This is a genomic window from Aquipuribacter nitratireducens, from assembly GCF_037860835.1.
Lineage (GTDB): Bacteria > Actinomycetota > Actinomycetes > Actinomycetales > JBBAYJ01 > Aquipuribacter > Aquipuribacter nitratireducens.
Map to the genome: position 1 here is coordinate 107,351 of NZ_JBBEOG010000006.1, position 23,248 is coordinate 130,598.

Below are 23,248 nucleotides of genomic sequence, written 5' to 3' on the forward strand. Positions count from 1 at the left end.
GTACCCGGGGACGACCGGATCCGCACCCTCGGTGGTCAGAAGGGCCAGGCGTCGAGCAGGACCGGCGCCGCGAGCACGAAGACGAGGAAGCGGACGAGCCGTCCCACGAACGTCGCCACGAGGAACAGGGGGTATGGCAGGCCGGCGGTGCCCGCGACGAGCCCGGCGACGTCGAAGGCGGGGTTCGGCACGGCGGCGAGGACCGCGAGCGCCCCGGCGGCCGGAACGCGCCGCTCGCTCTGCCGGTGCAGCCACGTGACGACCCGCCCCGAGCGCCCCTCGGAGGGGAGCACCGCACGCCCCTGGGCGCCGACCCACCAGCCCGTCGACTCCCCGAGGGCGCTGCCAGCCGCGGCGAGCACCGCGACGAGGAACGGCCACTCGACCACCGTCATGATCTGCAGGACGACGGGGTTGTACGGGACGGGCACCGCGACGGTCGCGTTCGTCAGCAGCGACAGCAGGAACGAGCCGCCGTAGGCGTACTGCTCGAGGGCAGTGAGCCAGCGCTGCGCGGTGTCGGTGGCGAGCAGGGCGTACGCCCCGACGTTGACGACGACGACGAGGGCGACGAGGGCGACCGCCCGACCGCGGCCGGCGCGGGGCCGTGCCGGGGCCTCGCTCACCCGGCCAGCGTACGGTCGCCCGCGTCCACCGACCGGCGTTCCGCGTCGAGCAGCGACCGCTTGACCGCGAGGCCCCACCGGTAGCCGGCGAGCGACCCGTCGGCGCGGACGACGCGGTGGCACGGGACGACGAGGGCGACAGGGTTCGTCGCGCACGCCCGGGCGACCGCGCGGACGCTCGTGGGACGCCCGACGGCGGCGGCGACCTCCGTGTACGTGCGCGTCTCGCCGGCGGGGATCTCCTGCAGCGCCTCCCACACGCGGGCCTGGAACGCGGTCCCGGCGACGTCGAGGGGCAGCCCGGCCCTCGCGGCGGGGCCGAGGGGACGCCCGTCGGCGAGCTCTCGGACCGCGTCGAGGACGTGGACGAGGGCGGCGTCGTCGCGGACCAGCTCGGCGTGCGGCAGCTCGGCCGCCACCTCGTCGAGCAGGCGAGGCACGTCGGCCTCCCCGTCGGCCGCGACGCGGACCGCGCATATCCCGTCCGGGCTCACGACGACGAGCACCGCCCCCACCGCGGTCGCCGTCCACGACCACTGCAGCCGCCGGCCGGGCCCGCCCCGGGCGTACTCGGCGGGGCTCATGCCGAGCCGGCGGCCGACCTCCTCGTAGAAGCCCCGCGCCGAGCCGTAGCCCGCCTCCCACACGGCGTCGGTGACGGACCCGCGCGCGCCGCGCAGCACCTCGCGCGCCCTGCCGGTGCGCACGGCACGGCCGTACTGGAGCGCACCGACCCCGAGGACGGCCGCGAACGCGCGGTGCAGCTGCCGGGTGCTGCAGGCGGCGACCCGGGCGAGCTCCACGGCGGGGACCGGACCGCCGGTGTCGTCGAGGACGCGGCACGCGACGGCGACGCGCCGTCGGTCCTCCGCGGTGCCGCCGACGGCCCTGTCGGGTCCTGCTGCCGCGCTGTCCACACCCACCTCCGCACTCACACCCCCGACGGTAGGCCGGGCGTCCGGGCGATCCCTCCCGATCCGTGCCGTGATCCGACTTGACCCGGGGCCCGTGCGTGCCGTTACCTCTTCGGTGACCCCCCTTCTCGCACCGCCGCAGCCGCACGGGACACCGACGTAACATGCCTGAAACATCGACCGGCCGTGCCGTGCTGCCCGCCGCACCCGTCCGCCGCGGACCCTCCCCGCTCGCGGCGCGCCGACGCCACCTGCTGACGCGCCTGTACGACGGCGTGCTCGACGGGGCCGCGCTGACGGCGACGGCGGACCGGCTCGAGGCGCTGCTCGCCGCCGCACCGCGCACCACACCGACCCGGCCGCTCGACGAGACCGACGCCTGGCTCATCGCCTACCCCGACCACGTGCAGGACAGCAGCGGCGCGCGCAGCCCGCTCGCCGCGCTCGCGGACCTCGTCGACGCCCACCTGTCGCCCGCCGTGACGGGCGTCCACACCCTGCCCCTGCACCCGTCGAGCTCCGACGGCGGCTTCGCCGTCATGGACCACGCGGAGGTCGACCCCGCGTACGGCTCGGCGCAGGACGTCCGCCGGCTCGCCGCCGGCGCCACGTGGATGGCCGACGCCGTCGTCAACCACGTCTCCGCGCAGGGGACGTGGTTCACGCGCTGGCTCGCCGGCGACCCCGCGTACGCCGGGTTCTTCCGCGAGCTGGACGCCGGGACGCCGACCACGGCGGTGACGCGTCCCCGCACGAGCCCCCTGCGGACGGTCGTCACCCGCGGGGACGGGCGCGAGGTGGGGGTGTGGACGACCTTCTCCCCCGACCAGGTCGACCTCGACTACCGCGAGCCCCGGGTCCTCCTCGCGATGGTCGAGGTGCTGCTGCGCTACGTCGCGCAGGGCGCCCGGGCGATCCGCCTCGACGCCGTCGGGTTCGCGTGGAAGGACCCGGCGACACCCTCGCTCAACCTGCCCCGCACCCACGTGCTCGTCCAGCTGTTCCGCGCGTGCCTCGACGCCGTCGACCCCGGTCTCGTCCTCGTGACCGAGACCAACGTCCCCCACGCGGAGAACGTCGCGTACCTCGGCCTCGACGGGGAGCGGGAGGCCCAGGCGGTCTACCAGTTCGCCCTGCCCCCGCTCACCCTCGACGCGTTCGTCGGGGGTGACGCCACGCGGCTCAAGGAGTGGGCCCGCGCGCTGTGGTTCCCCGGCGACGGCCGCACGTACCTCACGTTCCTCGCCAGCCACGACGGGATCGGCGTCCGCGCCGTCGAGGGGCTGCTCGACGACGCGGCCCTCGACCGGCTCGTCGCCGCCACGCAGCGCGCCGGCGGGCGCGTCAACGCCCGCTCGTGCGCCGACGGCTCGACCCGGCCGTACGAGCTCGCCGTGTCGTGGGCCGCGGTCATGGGCGCCGGCCACGACGAGGCGACGGCCCTGCGCCGGCACGTGTCGTCGTACGCCCTCGCCCTCGCCCTGCGCGGTGTACCGCTGCTGTACCTGGGGGCGCTGCTCGGCGCCGGCAACGACGAGGCGACGTTCGACCGGACGGGACACGCGCGCGACCTCAACCGCATGCGCTTCGACGCCGACGACCTCGAGCTGCTCCTCACGTCGCCGGGCACGCGCGAGGCCGCCTCGCTGGGGGCGATCAGCGAGCTGCTCCACCTGCGGCGCGCCCACGCCGCCTTCTCCCCCGACGCCGCGCAGGTCGTCCAGGGTGACGACCCGGCGCTCGTCGTCGTCGAGCGGGTGCCGGACCACGGCTGCCGCGCCGTCGTCGCCGTCAACGTCTCCGGCTCCCCGGTGCCGCTGGAGCTGCCCGAGGGCCGCTGGGCGCGAGTCGACTCCGGTGCGGACCGGCGCGGGGCCGCGCAGGCCGCCGGCGAGCCGCTCGCCGCGTACGGGAACGCCTGGTTCGTCGAGGTGCGCTGACGCGAGCGCTTCACCTGCCGTCCCCGGGGTAGGTCAGGGGCATGACCCCTGAGCACGTCGACCACCTCGACCCCGCCGCCGCTGACGCCGCCGCACGGGCTGCCGCCCACGAACCGCCGTCCCCCGGCGAGGCGGCGGAGGAGCTGCCCGTCGCGTCCGCTGCCGACACCGCACGCGCCCTCGCCCAGGTCGTCCTGCCCGTCGCGGCGCGGGGGGCGATCACACGGCGGCCCCGCGTCGTCGGGGCGCTCGACCGGGTCGACGCGGACGCGCGCGCCGTCACCGTCATGCAGCACCTGCGGGACCGATACGGGCCGGGCCCGGTCCAGCTGCGGCTCGGGGCGCGCCGGGTCGCGCTCGTCCTCGACCCGTCCGACGTGCACCGGGTCCTCGACGGCACGCCCGAGCCGTTCCGAGCCGACACCCGCGAGAAGCGACCGGCCCTCGGCCACTTCCAGCCCGAGGGCGTGCTCGCCTCCGACCCGGGGCAGCGCGAGGTGCGCCGACCCTTCAACGAGGCCGTCCTGCAGTCCGGTCGCACCGTCCACGAGATCGGCGACCGGACCCGGGACGTCGTCCGCGAGGAGGTGGCGGGTCTGCGGGAGCAGCTGCGCCACGACGACGTCCTCGACTTCGACCGCCTCGTCCGCACGTGGTGGCGGGTCGTGCGACGGGTCGTGCTCGGCGACTCCGCGCGCGACGACGACGCCCTCACCGACCGGCTCCTGCGGCTGCGCCGGCACGGGAACTGGGCGTACCTGCGACCGGCGGACGCCGGGCTCCGTGATCGCTTCCTCACCGGTCTCGCCTCCCGGGTCGAGGCGGCGGAGGAGGGCAGCCTCGCCGCCGTCCTGCGCCGGACCCCGGCCCCACCCGGCACGGAACCGGTCCAGCAGGTGCCGCAGTGGCTGTTCGCGTTCGACGCGGCCGGCTGGGCGCTCGCCCGCGCCCTCGCGCTCGTGACGACGCACGAGGGAGCGGCCGCGCGGCTGCGCGACGAGCTCGGGACGGCCCCCGACCTGCCGTACGGGCGGGCGTGCGTCCTGGAGTCCCTGCGGCTGTGGCCGACGACGCCCGCCATCCTCCGGGACACCGACCGGGAGACGTCGTGGCGGGGGCGGACGATGCGGGCGGGCACCTCGGTCGTCGTCTTCGCACCGTTCTTCCACCGTGACGACGCGACGCTCCCCCAGGCCCACCGCTTCGCGCCGGAGCTCTGGCTGCGCGAGCGGGGGCACGACGAGCACCCCCTCGTGCCGTTCAGCGGCGGGACCGCCATCTGCCCCGGGCGCAACATCACGCTGCTCGTGACGAGCCAGGTGCTCGCACGGCTCGTCGAGGAGCACGACCTCGAGCTCCTCGACCGGTCGGGGCTGTCCGACGGCCCGCTGCCGGGCACGCTCGACCCGTTCGGGCTGCGCTTCCGCCCGCACCCCCTCGACGGCTGAGCGAGGAGGAGTGGACCGCCCGAGCGCGGGTACCCGGCCGCCATGGCCAACGCGATCGAGGTCCAGAAGTACCTGTCCGGCGTCGACTACCCGGCCGGACGCGACGCCCTCGTGCGGCGTGCCCGTGACAACGGCGCACCGGACGAGGTCGTCGAGGAGCTCCAGGGCATCGCCGACCGGGAGTACGACGGCCCGAGCGGCGTCAGCGAACAGCTGAGCGGGCAGAACTGAGTCCCTCGGCGCCGAGCCGGGGAGGCGCTCACCAGAGCCGGCCGGCCTCGAGGACGCCCGCCTCGAGGCCGGCCGTCACCGCCACGAGCCCCACCCGCGCCTGGACGTGGTCGAGGACGTGCCGTGGCGGCCCGCCGCAGCCGGGCAGCCAGCCGAGGTCCTCGGCCACCTGCAGCACCCGCTCGCCGTCGAGCAGGAGCGCGCGCACGTCGCTGAGCCGGCCCTCGTCGGCGTCGGCGAGGTCGTCGCGTGCGTACGCGTGGTCGGCGGCGGACAGCTCGCAGACGTAGGCGCCGACGTGGGCGGGCGGCCCGAGCCCGTCGCACCGCAGAGCCGCCGCACGGTCGGCGAGCTCCGGCCGGGGACCCACCTCAACGACGTCGACGGCGTCGTGGACGAGGCGACGCACGACGGTCGCCGCTGCCTGCGCGCCGACGTGCCAGCCGGCCCCGACGCACGTCTCGACCGTGTCGGCGAGCCGCTCGGGGCCGGCGGGCCAGTCGAGCAGGTCCGGCAGACCCGCGTTCACCGCGGCCGGCGCGAGCACGGCGTCGGACACGAGGTCCTCCAAGCGGCGGTCCGCGCAGCAGGCCGGGTCGCCCCAGCGGTGCAGGGCGAGCACGGCATCGAGGGCCGAGTCGCCCTGCCACTCCAGGCGCTGGAACGCCCGGCCCCGCGGGTCGAGGACGAGCGCGGCGTCCGCGTCGGCGACGACGACACCGAGGACCGCCGCGACCCGCGAACGGTCGGTCGCGTCGACCCCGCGGCGCAGCGGCCCGGTCCGGCTGCCCTCGCTCACCACCCGCTGTTCACCAGCCGTCCTCGACGCCGAGCCGCTCGTCCGGGTCGCCGTCCTCGTCCGTGATGCCGAGCAGGACCCGGGTGATCCGCTCGCCGCTCGCGAGGAGCTCCGACAGGGCTGCCCTGACGTGGTCGGCCGACACGAGCTCCAGGGGCGCGGTCTCCGTGAGGCTCTCGAGGACCGCTCGACGGATCAGCTCCTTGAGGAACGCGGCCGTCACCCCGTCCGTTCGTTCGACGACCTCGGCGACGTCGGCCTCTGCCAGGCGGAGGGGGACGCCCCGCGAGTAGAGCTCGAGGAGCCGGCGGCGGGCCTCGGCGTCCGGCAGACCGATCTCGACGGCCACGTCGACCCGACCCGGACGTGCGGCGAGCGCCGGCTCCAGCAGGTCCGCGCGGTTCGTCGTCAGCAGGAACAGCAGGTCGGCGTCCGCGGCGGCGCCGTCCATGGCGTCGAGCAGCTCGAAGAGCACCGGGTTCGCGCCGGGGCCGAAGCCGCGGTCCTCGGCCACGAGGTCGACGTCCTCGAGCACGACGACCGTCGGCTGCAGCTGCCGGGCCAGCCCGGCCACTGCTCCGATGAGGTGCATCGACCGGCCCGACAGCAGCAGGACGGTGCAGCCGGTCATGCGACCGACGACGTACCGCGTCGTGTGCGTCTTGCCGGTCCCTGGCGGGCCAAAGAGCAGCAGCCCGCGCTTGAGGTGCTGCCCGGCGGCGCGCAGGGAGTCGCGGTGGGCGGCGACGTCGACCGTATGCCGCTCGATGCGCTGCAGCACCGTCTCGGGGAGCACGACGTCGTCGCGCTCGGTGAGCGGCAGCTCGGCGAAGGCCAGCGCCAGCTCGCCGGAGTCGCTGGTCCCGAGCTCCAGCACGTGGCCCCGGAAGACGTTGTGGTGCGCACGCAGCCCGTCCAGCTCGGCGAGGACCGCCTGCGCGTCCGCCACCGCGAGGCCGGCGACCTCCAGGGAGAGGGTCGGCTCCTGGTGGGGGACGGGTCCACGGAGCATCAGGACGTAGTTGCCACGGTCGTCCTCGACGAGGACGAGTGCCGACTGCAGGCACGCGTGGGTGCGGCCCGGGCCGCTCGGCAGGTCGACGAGCGGTGGCGCCGACAGCCGCACCGGGGGCAGCCCCTCGCCGTCGAGGAGCTGCTGGAGGCCGATCGCCGCGTAGTGCGGCGGCACCGACACGCCGTGGACGACGGCGGCGCGACCGGTGCGCTGCATCCAGTCCTCCAGGGCGAGCTGGAGGTTGACGTGCTCGAAGGGCGGCAGGGCGCGCGTCACGACCGAGCGGTCGAGCCCGTGTGCACCGAGGTGCTCACCGACGAGCGACACCACGTGGCTCGCCCGTGCGCTGCCCCCACCGTGGACCCAGTCGAGGAAGCGGGTGAAGGCGACCGCGAACTCACGCGCCTCCTGCTCCGAGGCCGACATCGCTCTACCCCCCTTCCCGCTGCGGTGGTCGCCGCGGCAGCCATACGGTGGCACGAAACACGGGCGAAACCCGGGTCGGGTTGACTCCCGCCACCGGTGGCGAGGCACGAGGAGCGTCGATGCACCTGAGTCCGCACGAGCAGGAACGGCTGCTCGTCTCCTACGCCGCCGAGCTCGCGTGGCGCCGCCGCGGTCGCGGCCTGCTCCTCAACCACCCGGAAGCCGTCGCCGTCATCACGTCGGCGGTGCTCGAGGGCGCCCGCGACGGGCGCAGCGTCCAGGACCTCATGCAGACGGGCCGTGAGGTGCTCGCCCGCGACGACGTCATGCCGGGCGTCGCCGAGCTCGTCGGCGAGGTGCAGGTGGAGGCCACGTTCCCGGACGGGACCAAGCTCGTCACCGTCCACGACCCGATCGTGCTGGAGACGCGGCCGTGACCGGGCACGTCGTCCCGGGCGAGGTGTGGCCGGCCGAGGGGTCGCTCGAGCTCAACGAGGGCCGGCCCGTCACCGAGCTCGAGGTCGTCAACACCGGCGACCGGCCCGTGCAGGTCGGCAGCCACTTCCACCTCGCGCAGGCCAACGCGGCGCTCGCGATGGACCGCGACGCCGCGTACGGGCAACGCCTCGACGTGCCGGCCGGAACGTCCGTGCGGTTCGAGCCGGGCGTGCCGCAGACCGTGCGGGTGGTCCCGCTCGGCGGCGCGCGGTACGTCGGCGGACTGCAGGGGGACGCTCCCGGGCACCTGGACGGAGGCCCCGCCTGATGGACATCTCGCGCGAGCGCTACGCCCAGCTGTACGGGCCGACGACCGGCGACCGGGTCCGTCTCGCCGACACCGACCTCGTCCTCGAGGTGACGGACGACTGGTGCGGCGGGCCGGGGCGCGCCGGCGACGAGGCCGTCTTCGGCGGCGGCAAGGTCCTGCGGGAGTCGATGGGACAGGGGCGGGTGAGCCGCGCCGAGGGTGCGCCCGACACCGTCGTCACCGGCGCGGTCGTCCTCGACCACTGGGGCGTCGTCAAGGCCGACGTCGGCATCCGCGACGGCCGCATCGTCGCCCTCGGCAAGGCGGGCAACCCCGACACGATGCCGGGCGTTCACCCCGACCTCGTCGTGGGACCGAGCACCGAGGTCATCGCCGGGAACGGGCGCATCCTCACCGCGGGCGGCATCGACTGCCACGTCCACCTCATCTGCCCCCAGCTGGTGCCGGAGGCGCTCGGCAGCGGCATCACGACGATGGTCGGTGGCGGGACCGGCCCTGCGGAGGGGTCGAAGGCGACGACCGTCACCCCCGGGGCGTGGCACCTCGCGCGGGTGCTCGAGGCGATGGCCGACCAGCCCGTCAACGTCGCGCTGCTCGGCAAGGGCAACACCGTGAGCCACGAGGCGCTGTGGGAGCAGCTGCGCGGCGGGGCCGCCGGGTTCAAGCTCCACGAGGACTGGGGCACCACGCCCGCCGCCATCGACACCGCCCTCACGGTGGCCGACGCCGCCGGGGTCCAGGTGGCCCTGCACTCCGACACCCTCAACGAGGCCGGGTTCGTCGAGAGCACGCTCGCGGCGATCCGCGGCCGGGCCATCCACGCGTACCACACGGAGGGTGCGGGCGGCGGGCACGCGCCCGACATCATGACCGTCGCCGGGTACCCGAACGTGCTGCCGAGCTCGACGAACCCGACCCGCCCGCACACCGTCAACACCCTCGCCGAGCACCTCGACATGCTCATGGTCTGCCACCACCTCGACCCGTCGATCCCGGAGGACCTCGCGTTCGCCGAGTCCCGTATCCGGCCCTCGACGATCGCGGCGGAGGACCTGCTCCACGACATCGGTGCGATCTCGATGATCGGTTCCGACGCCCAGGCGATGGGCCGGGTCGGGGAGGTCGTCCTGCGGACGTGGCAGACAGCACACGTCATGAAGCGCCGCCGTGGCGCCCTGCCGGGCGACCCCACCGGCGGGCCCGGCGGGGGCCACGACAACCTGCGCGCCCGTCGCTACGTCGCGAAGTACACGATCTGCCCGGCGATCGCCCACGGCCTCGAGGCGGAGGTCGGCTCGGTCGAGGTCGGCAAGCGCGCCGACCTCGTCCTGTGGGAGCCGGCGTTCTTCGGGGTGCGCCCGCACGCGGTCCTGCTCGGCGGCATGATCGCGTGGGCGCAGATGGGCGACGCCAACGCGTCCATCCCGACGCCGCAGCCGGTGCTGCCGCGGCCGATGTTCGGCGCCCTGCCGCGCGCCGCGGAACGCGCGGGCATCCACTTCGTGTCGACAACGGCGCTCGAGGACGGGCTCGCGGACCGGCTCCGGCTCGAGCGTCGGCTCGTCGCGACGGCGGACGTGCGCCGGCGGGGCAAGGCGGACATGCCGCTCAACGACGCGTCCCCGACCATCCAGGTCGAGCCCGACACCTTCACGGTCACCGTCGACGGGCAGGTGTGGGAGGAGGAGCCCGCGACCGAGCTGCCGATGGCGCAGCGGTACTTCCTGTTCTGATGGTCGTGCCCGGATGACGACACGATGACGAGCGCGCTCGCCCTGCTGCTGGGCGACGGGCGGCTGCCGACCGGCGGGCACGTCCACTCCGGCGGGCTCGAGCAGGCGCGGTCCGACGGCCGGCTCACCGGCCTCGCGGACCTGGAGGGCTGGCTGCGGCGGCGGCTCCGGACGAGCGCGGCCGTGGCCGCCGGGGTCGCCGCGGCCGCCTGCGTGGCACCTCACCGGTACGCGGACCTCGACGCCGAGACCGACGCGCGCACCCCGTCCCCGGCGCAGCGGGAGGCGTCCCGCTCGCAGGGCCGGGGGCTGCTGCGGCTGGCCGCCGCGACCTGGCCGGACACCGGACCACCCGGCGGGTGGTCGGCGCTCGGTCGGCGCCCGCACCACGCGGTCGCTCTCGGCGTCGCGGCGGCCGCGGCGGGACTGGGACCCACGGACGCGGCCGCGGCCGCGGTCTACCTGGCCGTGTCGGGTCCGGCGGGGGCCGCGCAGCGGCTCCTCGCCCTCGACCCGGTCGCAGTCGCCGCGCTGACCGCCCGGCTGGCGGCGGAGATGGACGGCGTCGTCGCGACCGCCGTCGCGGCCGCCGCCGGGCCGCTGCACGACCTGCCGTCCCCGTCCGACCCGCTCCTCGACGTCCTCGCCGAGCGCCACGCCGCCGCCCCCGACCGGCTGTTCGCCTCGTGACCCCGCCCGCCCGTCCCGTCGACAGGAACGCAGACATGAGGAGGACCTGTGTCCGGTGACCACAGCCACGACCCGCACGAGCACCTGACCCACGACGGGCCGGTGCGCATCGGCATCGGCGGGCCCGTCGGCTCCGGCAAGACCGCGCTCGTCGCGGCGCTGTGCCGCACCCTCGGGCAGGAGCTGTCGCTCGCGGTCGTGACGAACGACATCTACACGACCGAGGACGCCGACTTCCTGCGCCGCAACGCCGTCCTGCCCGACGAGCGCATCGCCGCGGTCCGCACGGGGTGCTGTCCGCACACGGCGATCCGTGACGACATCACCGCGAACCTCGACGCCGTCGAGGACCTCGTCGCGACCGTGCCGGGGCTCGACCTCGTGCTCGTCGAGTCCGGTGGGGACAACCTCACCGCGTCCTTCAGCGCGGGGCTCGTCGACCGGCAGGTCTTCGTCGTCGACGTCGCCGGCGGCGACAAGGTGCCCCGCAAGGGCGGTCCCGGCGTCACGCTGTCGGACCTGCTCGTCGTCAACAAGACCGACCTCGCCCCGCTCGTCGGCGCGAGCCTCGACGTCATGCGCGACGACGCCGCCAGGGTGCGCGAGGACCGCCCGACGCTGCTGATCTCGCTGCGGGAGAACCCGAGCGGTGGGCCGGTCGCGGACTGGGTGCGCGGCCTCGTCGCCGAGCTGCGCGCGACCGGGCAGCGGGCCGGCCACGCGGACGGGCTCGTCGACTGAGGACCACCGTCGACGTCGTCGCCGTCGCCCGCGGCGGGGTGACCGACCTGCAGCGGGTGGCGGTGACCGGGCCCGCGCTCGCCGTCCGGCGCACCGGCCCCGCGCGGCTGCACCTCGTCGGCACGGCCGCGGGGCCCATGGGCGGGGACGAGGTGCGCCTCCGCGTCCGAGTCGGTCCCGGTGCGGTCCTCGACGTCGCCGCCGTCGCCGCGAGCGTCGTCCTCGCCTCGCGCCACGAGGCGCGCTCCCGTGTGCACGCGGAGTGCGACGTCGACGACGGCGGGCTGCTGCGCTGCGCCCTCCCGCCGGTGGTCGTCACGGCCGCGGCCGAGCACGAGACGACCACCCTCGTGCGCCTGGTGGGCGACGCGCACGTCGTGCTCACCGAGCACGTCGTCCGCGGTCGGCACGGCGAGCCGGGCGGCTGGTGGCGGGGCCGGCTCGACGTCACGCGGGACGACCGGCCCGTGCTGCGGCAGACGACGACGCTCGGCGGCGACGACCCGCGGGCGCTCGTCACGGTCCTCGACACCGCGGACGGCTCGCCGGCGGCGGCGGGCGAGGGGCACGCGGTCATGCCGCTCGCCACTGGCGGGACGCTGACCGTCAGCGTGCGGTGACCGGCCGGAGATCGTCCGATGAGTTCCGGCCGCGTGCCCGGTCTCCCCCTCGGCACCCACCGACGAGCAGGAGGACACCATGTCGACGCGTCCCATCGAGAAGCAGATCGACGTCGAGGCACCGCGGGAGCGGGTGTGGGAGGTCCTCACCGCTGACGCCACGTACCGGCAGTGGACCGCGGAGTTCGCGGAGGGGTCCTTCGCGGAGACCGACTGGCAGGAGGGCAGCAGCGTCCGGTTCCTCGGCCCCGAGGGGACCGGCCTGGTCGGCCGCATCGCCGCGAGCCGTCGACCGGAGCTCCTCGACGTCGAGTACACCGGTGTCGTGTCCGGCGGTGGCGACGACACCGAGAGCGAGGAAGCGCGGCTGTGGTCGGGGACCCACGAGACGTACCGCCTCGCCGACGCCGGCGGCGGCACGCACCTCATGATCTCCGCCCCGATGGAGGACGCCTACTACGACGACATGGTCGCGGCGTGGGAGCGTGCGCTGGCGAGGGTGAAGGAGCTGGCCGAGGCCCGGTGACGGGCGGCCGTCGCACCGACGGACCGCGCCCAGGGGGTCATCGCAGCAGCTCGAGGTCCCGTCGGACGTACCGCAGGTGGGCCCACTCCTCCTCGAGGACGACGCGGACGCAGTCACCGACGGTGGGACGCCAGCCGTCGCCGCCCCACGGGTCCGTGCGCTCCTCCGCGAGCTGCTCGTCCGTGACCGTGCCGAGGAAGTCGGTCACCATCCGCTGTCGCTCGGCGCGCACGGCGAGGACCTCCGCGTAGCCGGGCGGGTCGGCGCGGAAGGGCGACATGTCGACGCCGCTCTCCTCGGCACCGGTGAAGAGCAGGCCGATCTCGTGGAACGGCTGCTCGATGCCCTGGACCGCACCGCGGAGCCAGGCGTCGGTGGCGAGCACGAGGTGCCGGAGGGTCTGCGCGAGGGACCACTCGTCCGCCACGTGGGCGTCGACGAGCTCCGGCGGCGTGCACTCGACGGTCGTCCGCCACGCGGACCGCACCGCGACCCACGCCTCGCGCAGGCCCTCGGGCGTCCGCGCCGTCTGCAGCTCGCGGCCCGGGAACCGCCGGTTGAGCTCCGCGTCCACCAGGGGCACGACGTCGACCCCGTTGACGACGAGGCTGCCGAGGAACAGGTCGTGGCTGTCGATGTCGAGCCCGGCCACGTCGACGCTCCGCATCGTGACGTCGCTGACGTCGGAGAAGCGGAGGGTCGCTCCTCGGAAGCTCGACCGCACGAACGTCGCGCCCCGGAAGTCGCTCCTCATGTGGTCGGTCATCGCTGCGTCCTCGGGGCCGCGGCGGGTGCGCCGTCACCGTCGAGCTCGCCCCACACGCGGAAGCGGTTGACGCCCCCGTCGGGGTGGATGTCGAGGCGGACGTGCGTGACGACCGGCGGCTCCGCGAGGACGTCGCGGACCCGGAACCGGTGGACCGTATCGGGCAGCAGCGCGGTCAGCGGGACCAGGTCGACCCAGGTCCCGTCGTCCGTCGGGAGCTCCGCGCCGGCGTCGACCCGCACCCCGCGCACCCGCGCGGCGCCCGGTGCGTTGCCGAGGTAGTGGGTCGTGTCGACGTCGAGGACGCGCGGCCGGCCGGGCGCTCCCAGGGCGACGACGACCCACTCGTTGCCCGGGACGCGCCGGCGGGCGGTCTCCCAGCCCTCCCCGATCGTCGCGCCCGTGCCGGGGCGCAGCAGGTTGCCGGGCGAGGCGTAGAAGCGGTCCGAGGCGTCGACGACGTGTCCCCCGTTGACGGCGGCGGCGAGGTCGACGGTGCCCTCGAGGAAGCGGGGGTCGGGGCGGACCTCCCCGAGCACCCGCAGCCGGGCGACACCGCCGTCGGGGTAGATGCGCAGCCGCACGTGCGTCCACGCCTGCTCGCCGGCACCCGGGTCGACGTCGAAGCGGTTCTCGGTGTCCCCGGCGAGGCGGCTACGGGGCACGAGCGTCGTCCACGTCATCGCCTCGAGCGCCGCGACGTCGGCGTGCCCGTCGACGCGCACCGCCTCCACCGAGGCCTCCGCCGGGTAGTTGCCGGTGAAGTGGGCGGTGTCGACGACGACGCAGCGCACGACGCCGTGCGCGGCGAGCCGGACGAGGGCGGTGTCGTGCTCGTCGGCCCCCGGCACGGCACCGAGGCGACCACGGCGGCGGCGGGTCTCCCAGCCGTCGTAGACCTTGCCGTCGGGACCGAAGCTCGCCGGGTCCCACGACGCCGGACGGTCGGTGTTGAGGTTGCGACGGTCGGCGAACAGCTCGTCGTTCGCCGCGACCACGCGCCCACCGAGGGCCCGGGAGGCGAGGTCGACGAGGTCCTCGAGGTGGGTGGGCGAGCTCGTCATGCGTCTCCTCGGGTGAGCAGCCGGCCCCGGGCGGGCCCGGCGGGGTCGAGCGTCCGGCCCGCGAGCCACACGGCCCGGACGGCGCCGGTGAGCGTCGCGCCGGCGTACGGCGTGACGGGGTTGCGGTGGTGCAGCCGTTCCGGGTCGACGACGACCCGGGCGTCGGGGTCGAACGCGACGAGGTCGGCGGCCGCACCGACGCGTATGCGTCCCTTGCGGCGGAGGCCGGCCACGCGGGCGGGGCCGGCCGCCGTCCACGCGACGACGTCGGCGAGGTCGTGTCCGCGGGCGCGGGCCGCCGTCCACACGAGCGGCAGCGTCAGCTGCAGGGACGAGATCCCGCCCCAGGCGGCGCCGAAGTCGCCGGTGTCGAGGGCCTTGAGGTCGGCGGTCGAGGGGCTGTGGTCGCTGACGACGGCGTCGACGACACCGTCGGCGAGCGCCTGCCACAGCGCGTCGGCGTTCGCGGCGTCGCGGATGGGCGGGCAGCACTTGAACGGGGTCGCGCCGTCCGGGACGCCCGCGGCGTCGAGGACGAGGTAGTGCGGGCACGTCTCGACCGTCACCGGCACCCCCGCGGCACGGGCCTGGGCGAGCAGCGGCAGCGCCTCGGCGCTCGACAGGTGGAGGACGTGGACGCGTGCGCCCGTCCGCTCGGCCAGCAGCAGGAGGCGCTCGACGGCGCGGACCTCGGCCTCGTCGGGCCGTGAGGCGAGGAAGTCGGCGTAGCGGCGCCCGGTGACAGGCGGTGCGTCGGCGAGCGCGTCGGGGTCCTCGGCGTGGACGACGAGGAGCGCGTCGAGCGCCGCGACCTGCTCGAGGACGGCGCGCAGCTGCGGGTCGTCGAGGTGCCCGAACTCCGGCACCCCGGACGGCACGAGGAACGCCTTGAACCCGAGGACGCCGGCGTCGTGCAGCGGCGCGAGGTCGGCGAGGTTGTCCGGCACCGCCCCGCCCCAGAAGGCGACGTCGACGTGGACCTGCCCGGTCGCCGCGGCCTGCTTCGCGCGCAGGTGCGCGACCGTCGTGGTCGGGGGGACCGAGTTGAGGGGCATGTCGACGAGGGTCGTGATGCCCCCGGCGGCCGCGGCGCGGGTCGCGGTCGCGAAGCCCTCCCACTCGGTGCGGCCCGGCTCGTTGACGTGGACGTGGCTGTCGACGAGCCCGGGCAGGAGCACCTGGTCGTCCGGCACGTCGACGACGACCGCAGCGGCCGGCGCGTCGGACCCGGGGTCGGCGACGAGCACGATGGTGCCGTCGCGTACCCCCACCACCGCGGGCGCCAGCCGTGGCCCGTCGCCGTCGTCGACGACGGCGCGCGCCGCCCGGACGAGGAGGTCGAGGTCGCTCACGGCGTCCGGCCCGCGAAGTCCAGCAGCGTCGCGTCGTCGAGGCCCGTCGCGACGCGCACCTCGTCGCCGTCGAGCGCTCCGTCGTCGATGCCCCGCAGCAGCGCCCCGGCGAGGGCCCGGGCGGTGGCGGGCTCGTCGAGGGTGCCGGCCGCGGCACCGGCGGCGTAGGCGCGCAGCCGCGCGGCGGTGGCGGCGAGCTCCGCCCGGGCGAGGGCGACGGTGACGGCGTACCGGGTGACGAGCTGGCCCGGATGGAGGTCCCAGCCCTGCCGCAGCGCTCGGGCGTGCGCGCGGCGGACGAGGCGCCCGTGGAGGACGAGCGCGTCCCGCACCTGCTCGGGTGTCCCCACGGGCAGCACGTTCGTCGACCCGTCGCTCACGCGCACCCCGGTCTGCGCAGCGGCCAGCTGCATGACGGCCTTGGCGTGGTCGGCGAGCGGGTGGTCGAGGGACTGGTCGGCCGGCCCCACGCCGAGGGCGGCGCTGAAGTCGTACGTGCCGTAGTGGAGGCCCTCGACGCGCCCGGCCCCGGCGTGGACCAGGCGCGCGACCGTCGCCGAACCGTCGGCGGCGACCACGGCCTGCGGCAGCTCGACCTGCAGCTCGAGCCTCAGCGCTCCCGCCGGCAGACCGTGCGCGACCTCGAGCCGCTCGACCACGAGGACGGCGGCCTCCACGTGGGCGGGCGACGCCACCTTGGGCCACGTCACGACCGTCCGGTGCGGCAGCCCGCCGGTGTCGGCGGCGGCGCCGACGAGCCGGTCGAGGCTGCGGAGAGCCCGGGCCCGGGTCGCCGGCTGCAGGCCCTTGACCCGCACCCCGGCGACGAACGGCGCACCCGCGTCGTCCCGCCAGGCTGCGAGCGTCCGACCGGCGGCCGCCGCGTGGGCGTCCTCCTCGGCGTCCGGCCGCAGGCCGTAGCCGTCCTCCAGGTCGATCCGAAGGTCCTGGACGGGACGCTCCCGGAGGACGCGACGGACGCGGGTCAGCACCTCCTCCGCGTCAGCCGGCGCGAGCGGGACCCCGATGTCGGCGAGCAGGCGCGCGAGCGCGTCGACGTCGCCGGCGTTCGCGTCGAGGACCGCGCGCGCTTCGGCGCCCCACAGAGAGGGGGTGGTGCGGTCGGCCCGGTCCGCCGACACGTAGCACGTGTGGACCGGCTGCCGGGTCGTCGCGTCCCCCGGGTACGCGCGGGCCGTCGCGGCGTCGTCGTCGGCGAGGAGCGCGTCGACCTCCGCCAGCAGGTCGCGGGCTGCCCCGCTCACACGAACCCGGGGACGCTGTCCCAGGCCCGCCCTGCGGGCGGGGCGTCGTCACGCAGGACGCTGCCCTCGATGAGGCCGTAGGGCCGGTCGGCGGCGACGAAGACCTCGTTCGGGTTGTCGAGACCGAACGGCGACAGGTCGACGACGAAGTGGTGCTTGTTCGGCATCGACAGGCGCACCTCGGCGACGTCCGGGTGCTGCTCGAGGACGGCCTCGCCCATGGCGTAGAGCGTCTGCTGGAGGGCGAGGGAGTGCAGGGAGGCGAACGCCTCGAGGAGGGTCGTGCGGATCGCCGCGTGCGCCGCGCCGAAGTCGTCGGCAGCGGCGAGGACCGGGGAGGAGTAGCGCCAGCGCGCCGTGACGGCGGTCGCGAGGACGCGGTCGGTCGTCTCGGCGAGCGTCGTGTACCCGTCGCGGGGGAAGCCGTGGAACTCCGACCCGGTCGACTTCAGGACGACGAGGTCACGCAGCCCCGACACGACCCAGGCGTCGTCGCCGTCGACCGTCACGACGCTCGTGCGCACCTCCCCGCCGGGGCGGCGGAACGCGTGGTCGTGGTCGGTGCCGTCGACGCGGATCCGCTCCCACGCGTGCTGCTCGACCTCGACCCGGGCTCCCGTGACCGCCTCCTGGGCGTCGACGAAGTGCCGGGCGAGCCGCATCGCGAAGTCCTCGACGTGACCCACGCCGAAGCGCCGGGCGAAAGCGTAGACGGTGTTCTTCTGCGTGTCCGTCGGCAGGACGGCGGCGTTGTCGCCCCGCAGGTGGGTGCCGGAGAACTCCCCGCGCAGCTGCGTGGTGACGGTGAGGTCGGTGAGCGCGTGGCGGGGTGTCGAGCGGTCGACGTGGACGAGGCGCACCTCCGCCTTGCCGTACTGGTTCGCTCCGAGGACGACGGCCATGCTCAGCTCCCCCGGTAGGTGGAGTAGGCGAAGGGCGACAGCAGCAGCGGGACGTGGTGGTGGGCCCGGGCGGGGTCGGCGAGCTCGACGGTGACGACGACCTCGGGGAAGAAGGTTGCGCGCCCCTGCGCCGCGAACCACGGGCCGGTCGCGAAGGTCAGCCGGTAGGTCCCGACGACGGTCGAGGCGAGGCCGAGGTCCCGGCAGCGCCCGTCGTCGTCGGTGGTCGCGGCGCCGACCGTCCGCCACGTGCCGTCGTCGAGGCGATGGAGGGTGACGTCGACACCGGCGGCCGGGGTGCCGGTGGCGGCGTCGAGGACGTGGGTGGTGAACGCGGTCACGCGGGCTCCTCCACGAGGGGACGCAGGCGGAGGACGGCGATCTCGCCGAGCTGCTCGCGCACGACGACGTCCTCCAGCGAGCGATCGTGGCCGAGCCGCTGCCGGGCGAGGGCGAGCAGGTCGGAGGTGGACCGGCCCGCGGCGCGGACGAGGAAGACCCGGTCGAAGCGCTCCTCGTACGCACGGACGGTCTCCCGCAGCCGCGCCGCGAGCGGGTCGTCGTCGCTCACGCCCGACTGCTCGCGGCGGGAGTGGGCCGCCTCGACGCCGTCGCCCTGCGGGCGGTCGCCGATGCGCGGGTGGGCGGCGAGCGCCTGGTCGAGCGCGTCGTCGTCGAGGTCCCTCGCGGCGCGCAGCGCCGCCTCCTCCAGCGCCGTCCGGGTCGGGTACGGGGCGCCGCCGAGCAGGGCGTCGGCCCAGGCGTCGGACCGCAGGCACGTGAGCAGGGCGTCGCGCGGGGGCAGCGCCACGGTGTCGGACCGGACCTCGCTCATCGCGGCAGTATCGCGATGCGTCACCCGTGGCGGAACCCGGAGCCGGGTCACACCCTGACGACGTCGACGCCGCCGATCTCGACGAGAGGCCGGAAGTCGTCGTCCTGCGTCACGACGGGGACGTCGTTCGCGACGGCGATCGCCGCGATCCACAGGTCGTTGACGTTCATCCGGTGTCCGGCGTCGCGGAGTCGCACCCTCAGCTCGGCCCAGACGTGCGCCGCACGGAGGTCGACGGGGAGGACCTCGGCGTCCATCACCACCTGCAGGGTGTCGAGCCGTCGGGAACGTGACGTGGCGTCAGGTGCGGCGAGGACCCCGGCCTGCAGCTCGGCGACGGTGACGACGCTGACGAGGCTCTCCTCCGGCAGCCGGTCGCGGTCGACCGCCCGGCCGAGCTCTCCGGAGATCCACACGCTCGTGTCGACGAGGGCCCGGGCGGGTCGGCCGTCACCCGAGGTCGTCGAGCTCATCGGTCGTCCCCTCGGAGATCCATGCGATGTCCGCAGCGAGGCCCGGATCGGGGCGCTGCCGGTCGAGGAGCGCGACGAGGTCGGCGCGGGGGACGGCGGGCCGGCGGTGCGCCACCACCCGACGGAGCTCCGCGACCGGTCGACCGTGCACGGTCACCGTGTAGACCTCGCCCCGCTCGACCCGCTCCAGGACGGACGCCGTGTGGTTGCGCAGCTCGCGGGACGCGATCGTCGGCATGTGCGCGACCGTAGCACACTGCGCACACCCTGTCCGCGCCGGCTGTCCTGACCTCGTGAGGGGTCGGCTGGGTACCCTGCGTCATGGCTGTCGTCCCCACCACGGCACCGCTCGTCGTGCCCGGGACCTCCCCGACCACGACCCTCCTGGCGGCTCTGCGCGCCGCTGGCCGGGTCGGCACCAAGGAGGGCTGCGGCGACGGGGACTGCGGCGCGTGCACGGTGGCGGTCCGCGAGCCCGGCGGGGCGTGGAGCGCGGTCACCAGCTGCCTCGTGCCCGTCGGCGCGGTCGCCGGCCGGGAGGTGCTGACCGTCGAGGACGTCGCCGCGCCCGACGGCACCCTGCACCCGGTGCAGCAGGCGCTCGTCGACGCCGCGGGCTCGCAGTGCGGGTACTGCACCCCCGGGTTCGTCATGAGCATGGTCGCGGGCTTCCACGACCCTGCCTGCGCCGGCCCGGAGGGCCTCCCCGACGACGTGGTCGAGGGCAACCTCTGCCGCTGCACGGGCTACGCCCCCATCCGTCGCGCGTGCCGGGCGCTGTCGGGCGCCTCCGCCGAACCCCCCGTCGGGGGCGTCGTCGCCGGCGCCCGCGGCGCCGCGGTCGAGGCCGCCGGACGCACGTACCACCGGCCGACGACGCTCGCCGACGCGCTCCGGCTCCTCGAGGAGCACCCCGACGCCACCGTCCTCGCCGGTGCCACCGACCTCGGGATCGAGCTGTCGCACCACCGCCTCGACCCCCGCGTCACCGTCGCGCTGGAGGACGTCGCCGAGCTCCACCACCTCGCCGTCACGCCGACCCACCTCGAGATCGGCGCCGGCGTCAGCCTCACCCGCCTCGAGCGCGAGGCGGCAGGGCACCTGCCGGCCCTCGACGAGATGCTCCGCTGGTTTGCGGCGCGCCAGGTCCGCAACCGGGCGACGCTCGGCGGGAACCTCGGCACCGCCTCCCCCATCGGCGACCTCCCGCCGGTCCTCCTCGCGCTCGACGCCGAGCTCGTCCTCGCCGACCTCGACGGGGAGCGCGCGGTGCCCGTCGAGGACTTCTTCACCGGGTACCGCGAGACGGTCCTGCGGCCTGGCGAGCTGATCCGCCTCGTGCGGGTCCCGCTCGCGCGGAGCGACGGCACGACGCGACGGCTCACCTGGTCGTACAAGGTCGGCAAGCGCGGCGCGGACGACATCAGCGTCGTCGCGTTCGCCGCGACCCTCGACCTCGACGCCGACGGCTGCGTCCGGCACGCCCGGCTCGCGTACGGCGGGGTCGCCGTCACGCCCGTCCGGGCGCACGAGGTGGAGGCGTCGCTGCTCGGGCGCCGGCTCGACCCCGCGACGGTCGCCGACACCTCGGCGCGGCTGCAGGCGTGGGTGAAGCCGCTCGACGACCACCGTGCGAGCGCGGCCTACCGCCGCCGGCTCGTCGGGTCGCTGTTCGAGAAGCTCGTCGCGGAGCACGCCGGGCCCGGCACCGGGGGCCGCGCGGACGCCGGGGACGCGGCGTGACCGGGCCCGCGCGAGCGCACGAGTCCGCCGTCGCCCACGTCACCGGCCGGGCCGTCTACACCGACGACCAGCACCCGCCGACCGGGCAGCTGAGCGCCCGTCCGGTCCTGTCGCCCCACGCGCACGCCCGCATCGTCGCCGTCGACACCACCGAGGCGCTGGCCGTGCCCGGCGTCGTCGTCGTCCTCGGCCCCGAGCACGTGCCCGGCGTCAACGACTGCACGGGCCACGCCGCCGACGAGGAGCTGCTGCCGACCGACGAGGTGCACCACGTCGGGCACGCCGTGCGGTGGGTCGTCGCCGAGACCGACGAGGCCGCCCGGCGCGGGGCGGCCGCCGTCCGCGTCGGGTACGAGCCGCTACCGGCCGTCCTCGACGTCGACGAGGCGGTCGCGACCGGCAGCGTCCACGCGCCGCCCGCCCGCATCGAGCGCGGCACCCCGGACGACGTCCTCGACGCGCCCGGGCCCGGCGTGCACGTGCTCGCCGGGGAGGTGCGCACCGGGGCGCAGGACCACTTCTACCTCGAGACGCACGCCGCGTGGGCGCACGTCGACGCCGAGGGCCACGTCGCCTGCACGGTGTCGACCCAGCACCCGAGCGAGACGCAGCTCGTCGTGGCGAAGGTCCTCGGCGTGCCGCGCAGCCAGGTCGTCGTCACGTGCCTGCGGATGGGCGGCGGGTTCGGCGGCAAGGAGTCCCAGTGCCACCCGTTCGCCGCGCTCGCCGCGCTCGCCGCACTCGTCACCGGCCGGCCCGTGCGGGTCCGCCTCGACCGCGGCACGGACATGGTGATGACGGGCAAGCGGCACCCGTTCCTCGCCCGCTACCGGGTCGCGTGCGACGACGACGGGCGGCTCCTCGCGCTCGACGCGCGGCTCGTGAGCGACGGCGGCTGGTCGATGGACCTCTCCCTGCCCGTGACGAGCCGGGCGATGTTCCACGTCGACAACGCCTACGCCGTCCCGCACCTGCGTGTCACGGGGCAGGTCGCGCGGACGAACCACGTCTCCCACACCGCGTTCCGCGGGTTCGGCGGCCCGCAGGGGATGCTCGTCGCGGAGGAGGTCGTCGACCGGGTCGCCCGGCACCTCGGCCTGCTGCCGGAGGTCGTCCGCGAACGGAACCTCTACCGCGGCCCGGAGGACGGCGGCGACATCGAGCGCAGCACGACGCACTACGGGCAGCGGGTGCTCCACAACCGGCAGCCGCGGATCTGGTCGGAGCTGTCGACCCGCGCGGGGCTCGCCGGGCGCCGCGCCGAGGTCGCACGGGCCAACTCCGGGGGCGGCGCGAGCCGGCGGGGTCTGGCGATCACGCCGGTGAAGTTCGGGATCTCCTTCACGAAGTCGCAGTACAACCAGGCGGGCGCGCTCGTCCTCGTCTACGTCGACGGCAGCGTCCAGCTCAACCACGGCGGCACCGAGATGGGCCAGGGGCTCCACGCGAAGATGCTCCACGTCGCGGCCACCACGCTCGGCGTGCGACCCGAGCGGATCCGCGCGATGCCGACGGCGACGGACAAGGTGCCGAACACGTCGGCGACGGCCGCGAGCAGCGGCGCGGACCTCAACGGGCAGGCGGTGCTCGCCGCGTGCTCGACGGTGCGGGACCGGCTCGCCGTCGTCGCCGCCCGGCTTCTCGGCCGCGACGCGCCGGAGGACCTCGTCTTCGCCGACGAGCACGTGTTCCCCGCCAACGACCCCGGGCACAGGGTCGTCTTCGACGACGTCGTGGCCGCCGCATACGACGAGCGCGTGTCCCTGTCCGCGACCGGCTACTACCGCACCCCGAACCTCACGTGGGACCCCGGGGCCGGGCGCGGCACCCCGTTCCACTACTTCGCCTTCGGCGCCGCCCTCACGGAGGTCGAGGTCGACGGGTTCACCGGCACGTACCGCGTCCGCGCGGTCGACGTGCTCCACGACGTCGGCGACTCCCTCAACCCGCTCGTCGACCGGGGCCAGGTCGAGGGAGGGTTCGTCCAGGGCATGGGGTGGCTGACGACCGAGGAGTGCGTGTGGTCGCCCGACGGCCGGTTCCTCACCGCGGCCCCGTCGACGTACACGATCCCGACCATCGCGGAGGTGCCGGAGCACTTCGAGGTCCACCTGCTCGCGGACGCCCCGCAGGAGCGGACCGTGCTCGGCAGCAAGGCCGTCGGCGAGCCGCCGTTCATGCTCGCCCTGTCCGTCCGGGAGGCGCTGCGCGACGCCGTCGCCGCGTTCGGTCCCGCCGGCCCCGGTCAGCAGGTCGCGCTCGCCGTGCCGGCGACGCCGGAGGCGGTGCTCGCGGCGGTCGACGCCGTGCGGGGACGGGCGGGCAGCGCGCCGGCGGCGGCGCCGGACCGCCCGTTCGCCCAGCAGTGAG

Annotated in this window: 25 protein-coding genes; 12 read left to right on the top strand and 13 right to left on the bottom strand. The window is 75.7% G+C overall.

The features are described 5' to 3' along the window. Positions 1-35 precede the first annotated feature (35 nt). Positions 36-626 (bottom strand): VTT domain-containing protein, encoded by a 591-nt coding sequence (locus tag WAB14_RS12645; RefSeq protein ID WP_340270257.1) that lies wholly within the window; start codon positions 624-626, stop codon positions 36-38. Next, the gene (locus tag WAB14_RS12650; RefSeq protein ID WP_340270258.1) at positions 623-1,561 is read right to left on the bottom strand and encodes a methylated-DNA--[protein]-cysteine S-methyltransferase; all 939 of its coding nucleotides are present in this window, start codon (positions 1,559-1,561) and stop codon (positions 623-625) included. The genes WAB14_RS12645 and WAB14_RS12650 overlap by 4 nt, the downstream gene beginning before the upstream one ends. Positions 1,562-1,704: 143 nt before the next feature. Here WAB14_RS12650 and WAB14_RS12655 point away from each other — a divergent pair, with 143 nt between their 5' ends. Genes WAB14_RS12655 through WAB14_RS12665 form a run of 3 tightly spaced genes read left to right on the top strand, consistent with a single transcriptional unit; the run spans position 1,705 to position 5,159 of the window. Further along, on the top strand, positions 1,705-3,480 hold the full coding sequence (locus WAB14_RS12655; protein ID WP_340270260.1) for an alpha-amylase family glycosyl hydrolase: 1,776 nt from the start codon (positions 1,705-1,707) through the stop codon (positions 3,478-3,480). Positions 3,481-3,521: 41 nt separating this feature from the next. Further along, complete coding sequence (locus tag WAB14_RS12660) at positions 3,522-4,928, top strand: cytochrome P450 (protein WP_340270262.1); 1,407 nt, start codon at positions 3,522-3,524, stop codon at positions 4,926-4,928. Between the two features lie 42 nt (positions 4,929-4,970). Then, positions 4,971-5,159 (top strand): DUF2795 domain-containing protein, encoded by a 189-nt coding sequence (locus WAB14_RS12665; protein ID WP_340270264.1) that lies wholly within the window; start codon positions 4,971-4,973, stop codon positions 5,157-5,159. Between the two features lie 28 nt (positions 5,160-5,187). On the opposite strand, the gene WAB14_RS12670 is transcribed toward WAB14_RS12665, so the two are convergent. Together WAB14_RS12670 and WAB14_RS12675 are read right to left on the bottom strand one after the other, a co-directional pair. Then, positions 5,188-5,958, bottom strand: a complete 771-nt coding sequence (locus tag WAB14_RS12670) for a ribonuclease III domain-containing protein (RefSeq protein ID WP_340270266.1) — start codon at positions 5,956-5,958, stop codon at positions 5,188-5,190. A gap of 10 nt (positions 5,959-5,968) precedes the next feature. After that, entirely contained in the window at positions 5,969-7,399 is a 1,431-nt protein-coding gene (locus tag WAB14_RS12675; protein WP_340270268.1) for an AAA family ATPase, read from the bottom strand. A gap of 119 nt (positions 7,400-7,518) precedes the next feature. On the opposite strand from WAB14_RS12675, the gene WAB14_RS12680 reads away from it, so the two are divergent. The 7 genes from WAB14_RS12680 (at position 7,519) to WAB14_RS12710 (ending at position 12,478) form a co-directional block, all read left to right on the top strand. Beyond that, the gene (locus WAB14_RS12680; RefSeq protein WP_340270270.1) at positions 7,519-7,836 is read left to right on the top strand and encodes an urease subunit gamma; all 318 of its coding nucleotides are present in this window, start codon (positions 7,519-7,521) and stop codon (positions 7,834-7,836) included. After that, positions 7,833-8,165 carry an urease subunit beta gene (locus WAB14_RS12685; RefSeq protein WP_377003204.1) on the top strand — a complete coding sequence of 111 codons (333 nt, stop codon included), beginning with the start codon at positions 7,833-7,835 and terminating at the stop codon, positions 8,163-8,165. The genes WAB14_RS12680 and WAB14_RS12685 overlap by 4 nt, the downstream gene beginning before the upstream one ends. Further along, on the top strand, positions 8,162-9,901 hold the full coding sequence (locus WAB14_RS12690) for an urease subunit alpha (protein ID WP_377003247.1): 1,740 nt from the start codon (positions 8,162-8,164) through the stop codon (positions 9,899-9,901). The genes WAB14_RS12685 and WAB14_RS12690 overlap by 4 nt, the downstream gene beginning before the upstream one ends. A 24-nt stretch (positions 9,902-9,925) precedes the next feature. Further along, on the top strand, positions 9,926-10,591 hold the full coding sequence (locus WAB14_RS12695) for an urease accessory protein UreF (protein WP_340270274.1): 666 nt from the start codon (positions 9,926-9,928) through the stop codon (positions 10,589-10,591). 48 nt (positions 10,592-10,639) lie between these two features. Then, on the top strand, positions 10,640-11,332 hold the full coding sequence (gene ureG / locus WAB14_RS12700) for an urease accessory protein UreG (protein WP_340270276.1): 693 nt from the start codon (positions 10,640-10,642) through the stop codon (positions 11,330-11,332). Positions 11,333-11,370: 38 nt separating this feature from the next. Then, positions 11,371-11,952 carry an urease accessory protein UreD gene (locus WAB14_RS12705; protein WP_340270277.1) on the top strand — a complete coding sequence of 194 codons (582 nt, stop codon included), beginning with the start codon at positions 11,371-11,373 and terminating at the stop codon, positions 11,950-11,952. Positions 11,953-12,031: 79 nt separating this feature from the next. Further along, entirely contained in the window at positions 12,032-12,478 is a 447-nt protein-coding gene (locus WAB14_RS12710; RefSeq protein ID WP_340270279.1) for an SRPBCC family protein, read from the top strand. 37 nt (positions 12,479-12,515) lie between these two features. Here WAB14_RS12710 and WAB14_RS12715 read toward each other — a convergent pair whose 3' ends face one another. The 9 genes from WAB14_RS12715 to WAB14_RS12755 are packed head-to-tail and all read right to left on the bottom strand — an operon-like array spanning position 12,516 to position 19,373. Then, positions 12,516-13,244: a DinB family protein gene (locus tag WAB14_RS12715; protein WP_340270281.1), complete on the bottom strand. Its 729-nt coding sequence runs from the start codon at positions 13,242-13,244 to the stop codon at positions 12,516-12,518. Further along, entirely contained in the window at positions 13,241-14,308 is a 1,068-nt protein-coding gene (gene alc / locus WAB14_RS12720) for an allantoicase (RefSeq protein WP_340270283.1), read from the bottom strand. Before alc ends, WAB14_RS12715 begins: the two co-directional genes overlap by 4 nt. Next, positions 14,305-15,660 carry an allantoinase AllB gene (gene allB / locus WAB14_RS12725; RefSeq protein ID WP_340270284.1) on the bottom strand — a complete coding sequence of 452 codons (1,356 nt, stop codon included), beginning with the start codon at positions 15,658-15,660 and terminating at the stop codon, positions 14,305-14,307. Before allB ends, alc begins: the two co-directional genes overlap by 4 nt. After that, positions 15,657-16,925, bottom strand: coding sequence for a DUF6986 family protein (locus WAB14_RS12730; RefSeq protein ID WP_340270285.1), 1,269 nt, complete (start codon positions 16,923-16,925; stop codon positions 15,657-15,659). The genes allB and WAB14_RS12730 overlap by 4 nt, the downstream gene beginning before the upstream one ends. After that, entirely contained in the window at positions 16,922-17,827 is a 906-nt protein-coding gene (gene pucL / locus WAB14_RS12735; RefSeq protein ID WP_340270287.1) for a factor-independent urate hydroxylase, read from the bottom strand. Before pucL ends, WAB14_RS12730 begins: the two co-directional genes overlap by 4 nt. A 2-nt stretch (positions 17,828-17,829) precedes the next feature. Continuing rightward, positions 17,830-18,168 carry a hydroxyisourate hydrolase gene (gene uraH / locus WAB14_RS12740; RefSeq protein WP_340270288.1) on the bottom strand — a complete coding sequence of 113 codons (339 nt, stop codon included), beginning with the start codon at positions 18,166-18,168 and terminating at the stop codon, positions 17,830-17,832. Beyond that, positions 18,165-18,662, bottom strand: coding sequence for a 2-oxo-4-hydroxy-4-carboxy-5-ureidoimidazoline decarboxylase (gene uraD / locus WAB14_RS12745; protein ID WP_340270290.1), 498 nt, complete (start codon positions 18,660-18,662; stop codon positions 18,165-18,167). Before uraD ends, uraH begins: the two co-directional genes overlap by 4 nt. Before the next feature lie 47 nt (positions 18,663-18,709). Continuing rightward, positions 18,710-19,135 carry a PIN domain-containing protein gene (locus WAB14_RS12750; RefSeq protein WP_340270291.1) on the bottom strand — a complete coding sequence of 142 codons (426 nt, stop codon included), beginning with the start codon at positions 19,133-19,135 and terminating at the stop codon, positions 18,710-18,712. Further along, entirely contained in the window at positions 19,113-19,373 is a 261-nt protein-coding gene (locus WAB14_RS12755) for a type II toxin-antitoxin system Phd/YefM family antitoxin (RefSeq protein ID WP_340270293.1), read from the bottom strand. The genes WAB14_RS12750 and WAB14_RS12755 overlap by 23 nt, the downstream gene beginning before the upstream one ends. An 83-nt stretch (positions 19,374-19,456) precedes the next feature. On the opposite strand from WAB14_RS12755, the gene WAB14_RS12760 reads away from it, so the two are divergent. Both WAB14_RS12760 and xdhB read left to right on the top strand, forming a co-directional pair. Next, complete coding sequence (locus WAB14_RS12760; protein ID WP_340270295.1) at positions 19,457-20,878, top strand: xanthine dehydrogenase small subunit; 1,422 nt, start codon at positions 19,457-19,459, stop codon at positions 20,876-20,878. Beyond that, complete coding sequence (xdhB, locus tag WAB14_RS12765; protein WP_340270297.1) at positions 20,875-23,247, top strand: xanthine dehydrogenase molybdopterin binding subunit; 2,373 nt, start codon at positions 20,875-20,877, stop codon at positions 23,245-23,247. The genes WAB14_RS12760 and xdhB overlap by 4 nt, the downstream gene beginning before the upstream one ends. Position 23,248 lies beyond the last annotated feature (1 nt).

What these genes read in the sequence shown, in the direction of transcription:
- WAB14_RS12655 (WP_340270260.1), top strand. Translation starts at nt 1,705, where the DNA reads ATGCCTGAAACATCGACCGGCCGTGCCGTGCTGCCCGCCGCACCCGTC.
- WAB14_RS12660 (WP_340270262.1), top strand. Translation starts at nt 3,522, where the DNA reads ATGACCCCTGAGCACGTCGACCACCTCGACCCCGCCGCCGCTGACGCC.
- WAB14_RS12665 (WP_340270264.1), top strand. Translation starts at nt 4,971, where the DNA reads ATGGCCAACGCGATCGAGGTCCAGAAGTACCTGTCCGGCGTCGACTAC.
- WAB14_RS12675 (WP_340270268.1), bottom strand. Translation starts at nt 7,399, where the DNA reads ATGTCGGCCTCGGAGCAGGAGGCGCGTGAGTTCGCGGTCGCCTTCACC.
- WAB14_RS12680 (WP_340270270.1), top strand. Translation starts at nt 7,519, where the DNA reads ATGCACCTGAGTCCGCACGAGCAGGAACGGCTGCTCGTCTCCTACGCC.
- WAB14_RS12695 (WP_340270274.1), top strand. Translation starts at nt 9,926, where the DNA reads ATGACGAGCGCGCTCGCCCTGCTGCTGGGCGACGGGCGGCTGCCGACC.
- WAB14_RS12710 (WP_340270279.1), top strand. Translation starts at nt 12,032, where the DNA reads ATGTCGACGCGTCCCATCGAGAAGCAGATCGACGTCGAGGCACCGCGG.
- WAB14_RS12715 (WP_340270281.1), bottom strand. Translation starts at nt 13,244, where the DNA reads ATGACCGACCACATGAGGAGCGACTTCCGGGGCGCGACGTTCGTGCGG.
- alc (WP_340270283.1), bottom strand. Translation starts at nt 14,308, where the DNA reads ATGACGAGCTCGCCCACCCACCTCGAGGACCTCGTCGACCTCGCCTCC.
- pucL (WP_340270287.1), bottom strand. Translation starts at nt 17,827, where the DNA reads ATGGCCGTCGTCCTCGGAGCGAACCAGTACGGCAAGGCGGAGGTGCGC.
- uraD (WP_340270290.1), bottom strand. Translation starts at nt 18,662, where the DNA reads ATGAGCGAGGTCCGGTCCGACACCGTGGCGCTGCCCCCGCGCGACGCC.
- WAB14_RS12750 (WP_340270291.1), bottom strand. Translation starts at nt 19,135, where the DNA reads ATGAGCTCGACGACCTCGGGTGACGGCCGACCCGCCCGGGCCCTCGTC.
- WAB14_RS12755 (WP_340270293.1), bottom strand. Translation starts at nt 19,373, where the DNA reads ATGCCGACGATCGCGTCCCGCGAGCTGCGCAACCACACGGCGTCCGTC.
- WAB14_RS12760 (WP_340270295.1), top strand. Translation starts at nt 19,457, where the DNA reads ATGGCTGTCGTCCCCACCACGGCACCGCTCGTCGTGCCCGGGACCTCC.